Consider the following 13,093-nt stretch of genomic DNA (forward strand, 5'->3'; position numbering starts at 1 on the left):
ATTGACCGGCGATTCTACGTGGCCGCGGCCGGGTTTGCGCAGCGAGCGGCGATTGCTGTGATCGGCGGCCAGTCGATGTACGGCTCAGCTCGGCTGCAACATGCCCTGAATCTTCTGTTCCAGCGCGGTGATGGTGAACGGTTTGGTCATCATCTCCATCCCCGGCCTCATGAACCCCCGGGCCAGCGTTGCGTTTTCCGCATAGCCGGTGATGAACAGCACCTTCAGCGCGGGGTGCTCGACCAGCGCCTGCTCAGCAAGCTGCCGCCCGTTCAGCCCTGGCAGGCCGATGTCGGTAATCAGCAGGTCGATAGGCTTCTGGGCCTTGAGCAATGCCAGCCCGCTCAGGCCATCGGCGGCCTGCAGGACGTCAAATTCGAGGTCGGTCAGCAGGTCGACGATCAGCTCGCGAATCAGCGCCTCGTCCTCGACGACCAGCACGGTTTCCCTGGCGGTCGAACTGGGCACGTTTGCCTCGGGCTCGGCCTGTACCACATCGGCGTTACCGGTATGGCGAGGCAGGTAGATCGCGACCGTCGAGCCTTCGCCGAGCATGGAGTCGATCTTCAGGTGGCCTTCGCTCTGCTTGGCGAACCCATAGACCATCGACAGCCCCAGACCGGTGCCCTGGCCTTGGGGCTTGGTGGTGAAGAACGGCTCGACGGCGTGCTCCATCACCCCAGGCGACATGCCGCGGCCTGTGTCGGCGATCCGGATCATCACGTAGTCGCCGGGCATGATGCCGCTCTGGGTGCTGATGCGGTTGTCGAGCTGCTGGACGTTGGCAGTCTCGATGGTGAGCGTGCCGCCTTCAGGCATGGCGTCGCGGGCATTGATCGCGATATTGAGGATCGAGCTTTCCAACTGATAGGGGTCGCACTGGGTGATCCACAGCGCCTCCTCGGTGCGCAGTTCGAGCTGGTACAGCGGACCAAGCGTGCGCTCGATCAGCTCGGCCATGTCGGCGATCAGGCGATTGGCGTCCACCAGCTTCGGGTCGAGGGGCTGGCGCCTGGCGAACGCGAGCAGACGATGAGTCAGCGCCGCGGCGCGTTGTGCGGAATTCATCGCGCCCTGCATATAGCGTTCGATACCCTGCAGCTGACCCTTGGCGACGCGGTTCTGCATGATTTCCAGCGAGCCGATGATGCCGGTGAGCAGGTTGTTGAAATCATGGGCGATGCCGCCTGTGAGCTGGCCTACCGCTTCCATCTTCTGGGCCTGGCGCAGCTGTTCCTCGGCTTCACGCAGTGCCTGGGCCTGGCGCTTTTCGGCGGTGATGTGGCGGCCGTAGGCATACAGCAGATCGCCCTCGAAGGAGGTATGCCACGACACCCAGCGTGGCGTGCCGTCCTTGTGCCTAAAGCGGTTCTCGAAATTGATCAGGTCGTTGGAGATCGCGCGCGCCAGCCCGGCCTGGGTCAATGCCAGGTCGTCGGGCCAGATGAATGCGTCAACGGGCTGGCCTTCCACCTCATCCTGCGCGTGGCCCAGGACCTCGCTCCAGGCCGGGTTCACCGCACGAAATATGCCCTCACTGTCGATGATCACCAGGATGTCGCGGGAGTTGCGCCAGACCCGATCGCGCTCGATGGTGCGCGCGGCGATGCGGCGCTCCAGGGTCTCGTTCAGGTCGCAGAGTGCTTGCTGGGCGCGGAGCTTGTCGGTGACATCGTGACCCTGGACGAAGATCCCGGTGACCTGGTTGGCCTCGTTGATGACCGGCTCGTAGATGAAATCGAGAAAGCGCTCTTCGGGTGGGTTGCCCGGCGAATAGTTGAGAAGAATCGGCATGCTAAAGGTCAGGAAGCGTTCACCGCTGCGGTAGACCTGATCGAGCAATTCGTGAAAGCCCTGGCCCTCGAGCTCGGGGAAGGCCTCGCGTACTGACTTGCCTCTGAGGTCGCGCCCGCCAGACAAGCGCAGATAGGCGGCATTGGTGAATTCGAAGAGGTGTTCCGGGCTGCGCAGGATGGCGATGAAACCGGGAGCCTGGTCGAACAGCCGGCGCTGCCGCGCGCTTTCGGCGGCCCGGTGGCGTTCGGCAAGCACATGGGCGGTGGTCTCCACGCACGGGCAGAAGAACCCGGCCACTTCACCGTTTTCGCTACGTATGGGGGTGTAGGAAAAGGCGAAGTGGGTCTCCTCAGGGTAGCCATGGCGGTCGATCACCAGGGTGATGTCGTCCATGTGCACCGCGTGGCCGGCATAGGCCTGCTCGACGATGGGCACCAGGTCGTCGCGGATTTCGGCAAATGTCTCGAGAAAGGGCGCGCCCAGCGCAGCTGGATGCTTGTCGCCGAGAATCCGCGCGTAGGCGGTGTTGTACAGCAGCGTGTGCTGGTCGCCCCAGGCAACGAACATGGGTTGCTGGGAACCAAGCAGAATGCCGATCACCGTTTGCAGCGCCGGCGGCCAGGATTCCGGCCGACCCAGTGTCGAATCGCTCCAGTCGAACTCGCGGATGCGCCTGCCGAGCTCACCGCCGCCGGTGAGAAAGGATGGATGAGTATCGATGTCGGAGCTGGATGGCATTGCGATAGCTACATGAAGAATGCCGGTACTGGCTCTTGTTGGACCCTGCCGGGCTGGCATCGTTTGAGATGAATCTAGGCGCACGGCATGCCAGCGGGAGATTGCCTCAATAAACCGCTCGATATGCTTAGCCGACGTACCCGTTCAGCAGCGTTTGCAGATGCAGGGCATCGGCAGTCGCTGCGCCGCTGGCGGTGTTGTCGAAAATGCACCAGCAGGCCCGGCCTTGCGCACGTTCGCTGTGCAGTTGGCTGGCCATCGCTTGCAGCTGCGCCGCGGCGTAAGCGGAGTGGTAGATGCGCGGCGAACCGTGCAGACGGAAATAGCGGATGCCCGGCCAGCCACCCGGTTCGTCGCCGTGCGGCAGCGGTGAAGGGTCAGCGGCGACCTGGCCGATCTGCTGCGCCACCAGCAGGTCATGGGCGGCGAGCCAACTGGCGTGCCGCGGTTCGATCACGGCCAGGCCGGAGTAACGCGTGCGCAACGTGGCGAGAAAGGCCTCGGCGGTCGCGGCGTCATAGCGCAGCGACGGTGGCAGCTGAATCAGCAGGCAGCCGAGCTTCTCGCCAAGCTCGCCGCATTCCCCGAGAAAATCATCAAGCAGGCCCGCGCAATCAACGAGGCGCCGCTCGTGGGTGATCTGTTTTGGCACTTTCACGGCGAAGCGGAACGCCGCCGGTACGCTGGCGGCCCACTTCGCATAGGTGGCAGGGCGATGGGGGCGGTAGAACGAACTGTTTATTTCAACGGCGCAGAACCGCGAGGCGTAGCGCTGCAGGTGCGTACCCTCGGCTGTGAAGGCAGGCCACTGTTCGCGCGGCAGACTCCAGCCGGCACAACCGAGCTGTATCTGACGCATGTTCTCCAGCACTGCCGATACCTAGACGGATTGCGACGAGAGGTGCGTTACCGGTGGCGGTGCGGGCAGCATCTCGCTGACCTTGCTGGCCAGGTCGGTCATGGAGAACGGCTTGCTGATCATGTCCATATTGGTGCCGAGGAAGCTGGAGCGAATGGCGGCGTTCTCCGCATAGCCGGTGATGAACAGCACCGGCAACTGCGGCCGGTACTGACGCGCGACCTCCGCCAGTTGGCGGCCGTTCATGCCGGGCAGGCCAACGTCCGAGATCATCAGGTCGATCGGCTTGGCGGATGCCAGCACCAGCGTCGCCGCCTCAGGCTCCGCCGCGTCGACGGTGGCATAGCCCAGCTCTTCGAGCAGCTCGCGTACCAGCAGGCGTACGGCATCGTCGTCTTCCACCACCAGTACGTGCTGGCCGCGACCTGGCGGCGAGGGCGCCTCCACCGCAGCCTCCTGCAGCGCCATGCTGGTCGCGGCGGGCAGATACAGGCTGACCGTGGTGCCGACCCCTGGCGTGCTGTCGATCAGCACCTGGCCGCGGCTCTGCCGGGCGAAGCCGTAGACCATCGACAGTCCCAGGCCGGTGCCCTGGCCCATGGGTTTGGTGGTGAAAAACGGATCGAAGACCTTTTCCAGCACTTCCGCTGCCATGCCAACACCGGTATCGGCGAGGCTGATTACCACGTAATGGCCGGCCTCCAGGTGCGGCATGCTGGCGACGTCGGCGCTGCTGAGTTCGACCTTGCGGGTGGACAGACGCAACTGGCCGCCGTAGGGCATCGCGTCACGGGCGTTGATTGCCAGGTTGAGAATGGCGCTTTCCAGCTGATTGGCGTCGGCGATGACCGGCTGTTCGTCGGCGCAGTAATCGATATGCAAGCTGATGCGTTCGTTGATGGTGTGGCTGATCAGCTCTTCCAGGGAGCGCAGCAGCCCGTGCAATTCCACCGGCTTGGCATCCAGCGACTGGCGTCGGGAAAACGCCAGCAGGCGCTGGGTCAGCCCGGCTGCACGGTTGGCCGAGGAGCTAGCGGCGTCCATGAAACGGTCCAGGTCGTCGAAGCGGCCACTGGCGATCCGCCGCTTCATGATGTCCATGGCGCCGAGAATGCCGGTCAGCATGTTGTTGAAATCATGGGCGATGCCGCCGGTCAGTTGCCCGACGGCTTCCATCTTCTGGCTTTGCCGTAGCGCCGCCTCGGCCTGCGCGCGGCTGTGCATCTCGTTGTGCAGCTCGGCGGTGCGCTCGGCGACCTTCAGTTCCAGCGTGCCCGCGGTGTCGCGCAACACTTCCTCGACCTTCTTGCTGTCGGTGATATCCAGCACGAAGACGTGAAAGCCATCCACCTCACCGCGCGAATTGCGCCTGGGCAGGTAGCGGATATCGGCGTCGCGGCGCCTGCCGTCGCGGTGCGGCCACGCCAGCTCGATGCGCGAAGGAATACCGGCGAGGGCGCTCTGCATATAGGGCAAGCGCCGTTCAAGGTCGGACTCGCTGAACAGCTCCTGAACCTTGCGACCGATGATTTCCCGCGGATGCCGGTAGAACCAGTCCTCATAGGCTCGGTTGGCGAAGCGGTAGCGCAGGTCTGCATCGATAAACGCGATCAGCACCGGCAGGGAGTCCGCGACCAAGCGCAGCTCGCTTTCGCTGGCCTGCAGCGCCCGGCGGCTTTCGGCCAGCTCAGTCAACTGGTCACGAATGAGAAACTGCTTCTGTCGCGCGCGCATTGCCGATGCCACGGCGCTCAGCAGTGATACCGAGCCCAGCGGCCGTTCGATGACGATGACGTTGGTGGCGACATCCGGCAGCCGCAAGCGCGCCGCTTCGTGGGGCTGGATGCGACCGACCTGCCGTGCGGAAAGCAGGATAAAGGGCACGTCGGACCAGGATGGCTGCGCCTCAAGCGCCCACTGCAGGGGGGCCATGTCGCCGCCCAGGGCTTCTTCCGTCACCAGTACGGCACCGACCGTTTCGTCGAGTTGCTGGGCGATATCCTGCAGGTTTTCGCAGATGACAACCTCGTACCCGTCGCCCGCCAATAGCGCAGCAATGCTCTCGGCATCGCGACCAAAGGGCGCACTGATCAGTACGCGGCGTCCCTGCGCTAAGGTTCTAGATGATGTCACTGGCTCGGTTTTCCATCAGCGGCGATGTGTTGCCATCGTATTCGGGCGTGCCGGTCAGTACACCCTTGAAGTTCACCAGGCATTCGCCGACACGGACGCCGTGCTTGTCGATGCGCAGCTCGCGAATCGTGTCTTCATGGTTGCCGCTGCGGTTCTTGATCACCGAAATGGCTTTACGGATGCGCCCTTCCGCTTCGAAAAAGCGCAACAGCACTATGGCATCGGCAACGTAGGAAACGTTCAGGTTGGTCGACATGGTGCCAACCAGGCCATGCTGGGGGTTAAGCAGGAAGGTGCTGACGCCACGCTGGCTAAGGTAGGACAACAGCTCATGCATCTGCAGGATCAGTTGCTGTTCTTCCGGCATGGCAGCGAGGTAGCCGCTCAGGCTGTCAATCACGATCAGGCGGCAGTTGTCCTGCTCGACTGCATCGCGTACCAGCCAGGCGAATTCCCCGGGGGATACCTCGGCCGGGTCGATCTGGCGGATGTCCAGCAGGCCATTGTCGATATGCTGCTGCAGGTGCATGCCCATGGAGCCGGAGCGCACCAGCATGGTGGCGATGCGCTCGTCGAACTCATAGATGGTGCAGCGTTCACCACGCAGGCAGGCCGCATCGACGTACTGCAACGCCAGGGTGGTCTTGCCTGAACCGGCGGGGCCGGTGACCAGGGTGCTGGTGCCCCGCAGCGGGCCGCCGCCGAGCAGCGCATCCAGGCCGGCAACGCCGCTTAGCACCGGCTCGCCCTCGAACGCGACATGGTGTTGCGCGGCGATCAGGCGCGGGAAGACGCGAATACCGCCTTTGCGAATGATGAAATCATGCATGCCGGCGACGAAGTCGACCCCGCGCAGTTTCTGCACCTGCAGCCGACGGCGCGAGGCACCGAATTCCAAGGTCAGGCGCTGCAGCGTCACGACGCCATGACACAGGCTGTGCAGGTGCGCATCGCGTTCGCCGCGGTTGCCGGTGAGGTCGTCGACCAGCAACACCGTAGCCTTGCGTGGTGCGAAAAATTGCTTGAGGGCCAACACCTGGCGGCGGTAGCGCAGCGGGTCCTGGGCCAGCAAGCGCAGCTCCGAGAGGCTGTCGAACACCACCCGTGTGGGGCGTATCCGTTCCACCTGATCCTGAATCAGGCGGATGGTGCCGCCGAGTTCCATCTCCCAGGGGTGCAGGATCGATTGCTGACGACCATCGCCAAGCACCTCTTCCGCCGAGGCCAGCTCAAACAGGTCGATGCCATTGAGTGACCAGCCGTGGGAAATAGCAACGGCTTCCAGCTCTTCGCTGGTTTCGGACAGGGTAATGTACAGGCAGCGTTCGTTGAGGGCCACGCCTTGTTGCAGGAACTGCAAGGCCAGGGTGGTTTTCCCGGCGCCTGGCGAGCCTTCTACCAAATACAACCGGTTAGGCGGCAGGCCGCCATTGAGGATGGTGTCGAGTCCCTGGCTTCCCGAAGGAATCCGTTCTATAGCGTCCATTTTTCACAGTCCTCTTCTGCTGAGGGGTGCTGGAAAGTGCCCAATCGCGGGCTCAAAGATCGCGCTGATACGGTGATGCTCCTGTACGGTGGATACGCGATTAGCGGCATCCAAACTGACGCGCGATGTGCGCGAAATAACTGCGGCTGAGATGTTGTGAGGACACAACATCGACCTGTCCGCGCTAGGGTTTTCGACTCGCGGCCGCTTCGGTTGTTCAGTCTCCAGCTGCTCGTGCGGCGCCCCAATGGCCCTGGAACGCAAGTCTAGCCGGGCTTGGCCGCTGCGAAAAAAAACGCCGAAGCGTGCTCAGATGGTGTCTTCCTGAACCGTTCCGGCCGGGTTTTCGCGGGTCGGCATGGCGAGGATTTCAGGCAGCACCTGCTGCTCGAATACCTTGTGCAGGCGACGCAGCTCCTGCTCCGGCGTCGGGTGGTGGTCGACGCGAATATCCCAGAGCGGATATTCCTCCTTATCCACGACGTAGACGGTGGCAGAGGCTTCTCCCTGGCGGTCGCCGCCGTGCACATCCGCCGCGGCTATGGCCTCGATCAGACGCTCGATCAGCGGCAGCTGCGGGTCGCGGTTGAACGCGTTGGCGACTGCTTGCAGAACTTCCGGGCCGGTCAGGCGATTGCCCTGGACCGAGAACTGCTCGCCGGCCAGGGAACCGGCCCACGGCAGGCATTGATCGCCGGTCCAGCAGCGGGTCTGGCCCTTGGCATCGATAACCGCGCATTGACGCAGCGGCATGCACGGGTCGGTGGCGGCCAGGCGTTCAAGCACCCGCACCGCCGAGTCGCCTTCACGCAGGAAGGCGAGCCCGTCGAGACCCAGATAGGGATTGACCTGGGCCTGGGTTGCCACGGCGCCAAAGCCGGCGGCTGCATGCGACAGGAGTTTGCCGACGGCGGGCATCGCGGTTGCCGCAGCCACACCGAACTGCCCGGTGCGCGGGCACCGTGCCACGATTGAAAAGGTCATGTCGTTTTCCGATAGCGATGGGTCTTTGTTTGGCTGTGGCAACACCGCTTCGTTCCGCTTGCCGGCATGGCGCGCACGCAGGCTGAACTCCTGCGCTGGGCGATCACTCGAAACTGAACGAACCGAGTGGAGGAGACGACCATGACCAAACAGCAGAATTCCGACGCGCCGGCCCGCGACCAAACCGGCGAACCGGTGGATGTCGTGCGCAAGGATATCGAACGGCCCAACCCGGCCACCGAACAGGTCGACAAGGCGATTACGCCGACATCGGTGAAGACCAAGGAGCAGGAGGCGCAGAAGATCAACCAGAAGGCCGCCGAAGCCGAGCGAAAGTTGCAGCGTTAGCCGCTTTCGATCAAGCCGCAGGCGCGATGCTCGCGCAATGAAAAGCCCGGCACTCGGCCGGGCTTTTTTGTCAGCGTGACGCGGCTGCGCCTACTGGATTTCGACCGCCAGGCTGTCGGCAATCTTCTTGTTCCAGATCGCCGGGCCGGTAATGTGCACCGACTCACCATTGGTGTCGACCGCCACCGTGACCGGCATGTCTTTCACCTCGAACTCGTAGATCGCTTCCATGCCCAGCTCGGCGAAGGCCAGCACCTTGGACTTCTTGATCGCCTGGGCGACCAGGTAGGCAGCGCCGCCAACGGCCATCAGGTACACGGCCTTGTTGTCCTTGATCGCTTCGATGGCGATCGGGCCGCGCTCGGATTTGCCGATCATGCCGAGCAGGCCAGTGCTTTCGAGGATCTGCCGGGTGAACTTGTCCATCCGCGTAGCGGTGGTCGGGCCAGCCGGGCCGACCACTTCTTCGCGTACCGGATCGACCGGGCCGACGTAATAGATAAAGCGGCCTTTGAGGTCTACCGGCAGCTCTTCGCCCTTATTCAGCATGTCGACCATGCGCTTGTGCGCAGCATCCCGGCCGGTGAGCATCTTGCCGTTGAGCAGCACGGTCTCGCCCGGTTTCCAGCTCTGCACCTCTTCCGGGGTGATGGTGTCCAGATTCACCCGGCGCGCGCTCGGGCCGGCTTCCCAGACGATTTCCGGGTAGGCGGACAGGTCCGGCGCTTCCAGCTCGGCCGGGCCGCTGCCATCAAGCACGAAGTGGGCGTGACGGGTGGCGGCGCAGTTGGGGATCATGCACACCGGCAGGCTGGCGGCGTGGGTCGGGTAATCCATGATCTTAACGTCGAGCACGGTGGTCAGGCCGCCCAGGCCCTGGGCGCCGATGCCCAGCTGGTTGACCTTGTCGAACAGCTCGAGGCGCATTTCCTCGATCTTGTTCTGCGGGCCACGGGCCTTCAGCTCGTGGATGTCGATGTGCTCCATCAGCACTTCCTTGGCCATCACCGCGGCCTTCTCGGCGGTGCCGCCGATGCCGATGCCGAGCATGCCCGGCGGGCACCAGCCAGCACCCATGGTCGGTACGGTTTTCAGCACCCAGTCGACGATGGAGTCGGACGGGTTGAGCATGGCCATCTTCGATTTATTCTCGGAGCCGCCGCCTTTGGCTGCGACGTCCACCTCCACCTTGTCGCCGGGGACGATGGAGTAGTGGATCACGGCCGGGGTGTTGTCCTTGGTGTTTTTGCGGGCACCTGCCGGGTCGGCGAGGATCGAGGCACGCAGGACGTTTTCCGGTAGGTTGTAGGCGCGGCGTACGCCTTCGTTGATCATGTCGTCGACGCTCATGGTGGCGCCGGTCCAGCGCACATTCATACCGACCTTGATGAAGACGGTGACGATGCCGGTATCCTGGCAGATCGGCCGGTGGCCGGTGGCGCACATGCGCGAGTTGATCAGGATCTGCGCCATGGAATCGCGCGCGGCGGGCGATTCTTCGCGCAGGTAGGCCTCATGCATGGCCTGGATGAAATCCACGGGGTGGTAATAGGAAATGAACTGTAGGGCGTCGGCGACGCTCTGAATCAGGTCGTCTTGCTTGATCACGGTCATGCTAAGCGCACCTCTATTTTCGGGAACATCCAAGGAAGCGCCGGACCATGCCCGACGCAGCTACAAAAAGGCGGCGCAGTATATCGCGGCTGTCCCCAGGGGCACAGTTTCCCTGTGGCAGCGCCGGGCCCCGTGTCGGTAATCGCCTAGGCTTTTTGCCGGCGCGGGGGTAGAGTGGCGGCAAGATGCCAGTACGGGGCGGAGCCCATCAGTATGAGTGGCCAATGGAATGATGAGCGTAGGTTGCAAAGCCTGCTGCTGAAGCGATTCGGCATGGCAGCGGGCACCTATGCGTTAACCGCGCTGCTCTGCTGGGTGGCAGTGTTCAATGACCTGATGCGCGGCTCGCCGCAGGCCATGCTGGCGTTTACCGGGCTGGTGGTGTTGAGCCAACTGACGCTGCTCGCGCTGTTCGTTTCCAAGACCAACCTGCGTTTTCGCGACCCGAGCCTGACCGAGGCCCAAGTGCTGATGGCGCTGGGCTGGCTCACCGGTTTGATGGCGCTGTGCGCCGATGGCCGCGGCAGCCTGCTGGTGGTCTACCTGTTGATTCTGCTGTTCGGCATATTCCAGCTGCCGCCGCGTACCTTCGCCCGCTGCGCGTTGTTCGCGTTCTTCGGTTTTGCCGGGCTGAATCTGTACGAAGCCTACACCTATCAACTGAGCGACCCGGCCCTGGCGATCATGCAGACCAGTGTGCTCGCCGCTGTGCTGGTGTGGATCACGCTGTTCGCCAGCTACACCCAGGCCATGCGCAAGCGCATGCGCCAGCGCCGATTCGCCTTGCAGGCGCACCAGGACACCCTGCGCGGGATGATGCGTCAACTCGAAGACCTGGCTGCCACGGACGAGTTGACCGGCCTGTACAACCGCCGCCATTTCCTGCGCCTGGCCGGTCGCCAGCTCGCCGCACTGCGTGGCGACCGGCAGCATGGCCTGGCGCTGATCGATCTGGACCATTTCAAGCGTATCAACGACGCCCACGGTCACGCCGCCGGGGACCGCGTGCTGCAGACGTTCGCCAGCGTGGCGCAAACCTGCCTGCGTGAGGGCGACATCATTGCCCGCTATGGCGGCGAGGAATTCGTCCTGCTCTTGCCCAATACCGAAGCGGATCAGGTGGTCGCCTGCTGCGAGCGGTTGCGCGAGGCCTACAGCCAGTCGGAGCCGGTGGGCCTGAAGCTCGGCGCACTCAGCTTGTCTGTCGGCATGACGTTGCTGCGCGAACGGGACGACCTGGACGAGGCGCTGCACCGCGCCGACCAGGCGCTCTATCAGGCCAAGGATAGCGGCCGTAACCGCTGTGCCGCCGCCTGGGAAGACGCTGCCGATGCCTGAGTTGCTGGTCGGCGAGCAACGCCTGAACGTCGCCCCTGCCAGTAACCTGCTGGATGCCTTGCACCGCGCCGGCATCGCTGTGCCCTACAGCTGTCGGGCGGGCAGTTGCCACGCCTGCATGGTGCGTTGCGTGCGCGGCGAACCGGAAGATGCCAAGCCAGAAGCGCTGGACCTGGCGCGCCGTGAGCAGGGATGGCGGCTGGCGTGCCAGTGCCGGGTCAGCGGCGACCTGCAGATCGAAGTGTTCGATCCGCTGAAGGACGGCCGTCCTGCGCACATCGAAGGCTGCGACTGGCTGAGCCCGACAGTGCTGCGGTTGCGCGTGCGGCCCGAGCAACCGCTGCGTTACCGGGTCGGTCAGCATTTGGTGTTGTGGACTTCGAGCGGAGTTGCCAGGCCCTATTCGCTGGCCAGCCTGCCGGGTGAAGACCCCTGGCTGGAATTTCATCTGGATTGCCGTCAGCCAGGTGCTTTCAGCGATGTTGCGCGGTCGTTCCAGCCGGGCGATGAGCTGCGCCTGGGTGACCTGCGCGGCGGCGCCCTGCATTACGACCCGGATTGGCAGGCGCGGCCGTTGTGGCTGATGGCCGCGGGCACCGGCCTGGCGCCGTTGTATGGCGTACTGCGCGAGGCGCTGCGAGAGAATCATCAAGGTGCCATTCGGGTCATTCACCTGGCCCATGATGCCTCTGCGCATTACTTCGCCGAACCCCTGCAGGCCTTGGCTTCCTGCCATCCGCAGGTGCAGGTCGAGCTGCTCTGCGCGGCCGAGTTGACGGCTGCTTTGGCTGAACTGCGGCTTGTTTCCCGACAAACCATCGCCTTACTCTGCGGCCATCCCGACAATGTCGAAACCTTTGCGCGCCGCCTGTACCTAGCGGGCTTGCCGCGCAGCCAGGTGTTCGCCGACGTGTTTCTGCCGCACGCCCGCTAGCCGCTCAGGCTGCTGGCGCGCGCCCCTTGCGAGGTCGTATTGATGAGTGAGCATCTGCTGGTTGAGCGCGAACACGGGCTGTTGACCCTGCGCATGCACCGCCCGGACAAGAAGAATGCCCTGACCCGCGCCATGTACAGCGGCATGGCCGAAGTGCTGGTGCAGGCCGATCAGGATAAAAGCGTGCGCGCCGTGCTGATCACTGGTGGGGAGAGCTGTTTTACCAGCGGCAATGATGTCGCCGACTTTATCAAGGCGCCGCCGAGCGGGCTGAACAGCGAAGTGTTCCAGTTCATGCAGGCCCTGTTCGACTTCAGCAAACCGGTGGTGGCGGCGGTTGCCGGCCCCGCGGTGGGCATCGGCACGACCATGCTGCTGCACTGCGACCTGGTGTACGTCAGCTGTGATGCCACGCTCAAGATGCCCTTCGTCAACCTGGGGCTGTGCCCTGAATACGGTTCCAGCCTGATCCTGCCGCGCCTGCTGGGCCACGCCCGCGCTGCCGAATTGCTGCTGTTGGGGCAGAGTTTTACCGGTGAGCAGGCTGCTGCCTGGGGCATCGCCAATCAGGCGATGGACGATGGCCCGGCAACCCTGGCCAAGGCCCGCGAAATGGCCCTGCGCTTCCAGCAGCTGGCGCCCGCCGCGGTGGCCGACAGCAAGCGCCTGATGCGCGCGCCGGATCGCGAGCAACTGCGTCGGGTGATCGAAGAGGAGGGCGCGTTGTTCGGCCAGCGTCTGCGCTCGCCGGAAGCCATCGAGGCGCTGACTGCCTTTATGCAGCGACGTACACCGGATTTCAGCACGTTCACGTAGGGTGCGCTGTGCGCATTGGGTTTTCCTGAGAATGCCGGTGCGCATG

At 63.9% G+C, this 13,093-nt stretch carries 10 protein-coding genes; 4 read left to right on the top strand and 6 right to left on the bottom strand.

Going from position 1 to position 13,093, the window contains the following annotated elements:
* Nucleotides 1-84: 84 nt before the first annotated feature.
* From ACX0MV_RS05565 to ACX0MV_RS05585, 5 genes are all read right to left on the bottom strand, one after another.
* Complete coding sequence (locus ACX0MV_RS05565) at nt 85-2,535, bottom strand: PAS domain-containing protein (RefSeq protein WP_458981474.1); 2,451 nt, start codon at nt 2,533-2,535, stop codon at nt 85-87.
* 127 nt (nt 2,536-2,662) lie between these two features.
* On the bottom strand, nt 2,663-3,394 hold the full coding sequence (locus ACX0MV_RS05570; protein ID WP_458981475.1) for a DUF72 domain-containing protein: 732 nt from the start codon (nt 3,392-3,394) through the stop codon (nt 2,663-2,665).
* Between the two features lie 21 nt (nt 3,395-3,415).
* Entirely contained in the window at nt 3,416-5,527 is a 2,112-nt protein-coding gene (locus ACX0MV_RS05575) for a hybrid sensor histidine kinase/response regulator (RefSeq protein WP_458981476.1), read from the bottom strand.
* Entirely contained in the window at nt 5,514-7,013 is a 1,500-nt protein-coding gene (locus ACX0MV_RS05580) for an ATPase domain-containing protein (protein WP_458981477.1), read from the bottom strand. The genes ACX0MV_RS05575 and ACX0MV_RS05580 overlap by 14 nt, the downstream gene beginning before the upstream one ends.
* A 309-nt stretch (nt 7,014-7,322) precedes the next feature.
* The gene (locus ACX0MV_RS05585; RefSeq protein ID WP_458981478.1) at nt 7,323-7,997 is read right to left on the bottom strand and encodes a DUF1028 domain-containing protein; all 675 of its coding nucleotides are present in this window, start codon (nt 7,995-7,997) and stop codon (nt 7,323-7,325) included.
* A 141-nt stretch (nt 7,998-8,138) separates the two neighbouring features.
* On the opposite strand from ACX0MV_RS05585, the gene ACX0MV_RS05590 reads away from it, so the two are divergent.
* A complete protein-coding gene (locus ACX0MV_RS05590) occupies nt 8,139-8,345 on the top strand; it encodes a hypothetical protein (RefSeq protein ID WP_458981479.1) in 207 nt (68 codons plus the stop codon).
* A 90-nt stretch (nt 8,346-8,435) separates the two neighbouring features.
* On the opposite strand, the gene ACX0MV_RS05595 is transcribed toward ACX0MV_RS05590, so the two are convergent.
* Nucleotides 8,436-9,959 carry a fumarate hydratase gene (locus tag ACX0MV_RS05595; protein WP_458981480.1) on the bottom strand — a complete coding sequence of 508 codons (1,524 nt, stop codon included), beginning with the start codon at nt 9,957-9,959 and terminating at the stop codon, nt 8,436-8,438.
* Between the two features lie 207 nt (nt 9,960-10,166).
* Here ACX0MV_RS05595 and ACX0MV_RS05600 point away from each other — a divergent pair, with 207 nt between their 5' ends.
* From ACX0MV_RS05600 to ACX0MV_RS05610, 3 genes are read left to right on the top strand one after another with little or no spacing between them, the layout of a single operon-like run.
* Complete coding sequence (locus ACX0MV_RS05600) at nt 10,167-11,297, top strand: GGDEF domain-containing protein (protein ID WP_458981771.1); 1,131 nt, start codon at nt 10,167-10,169, stop codon at nt 11,295-11,297.
* Nucleotides 11,290-12,231 carry an iron-sulfur-binding ferredoxin reductase gene (locus ACX0MV_RS05605; protein WP_458981481.1) on the top strand — a complete coding sequence of 314 codons (942 nt, stop codon included), beginning with the start codon at nt 11,290-11,292 and terminating at the stop codon, nt 12,229-12,231. The genes ACX0MV_RS05600 and ACX0MV_RS05605 overlap by 8 nt, the downstream gene beginning before the upstream one ends.
* A 42-nt stretch (nt 12,232-12,273) precedes the next feature.
* Nucleotides 12,274-13,047: an enoyl-CoA hydratase gene (locus tag ACX0MV_RS05610; protein ID WP_458981482.1), complete on the top strand. Its 774-nt coding sequence runs from the start codon at nt 12,274-12,276 to the stop codon at nt 13,045-13,047.
* Nucleotides 13,048-13,093 lie beyond the last annotated feature (46 nt).

It is taken from the genome of Pseudomonas cistanchae (assembly GCF_054483635.1).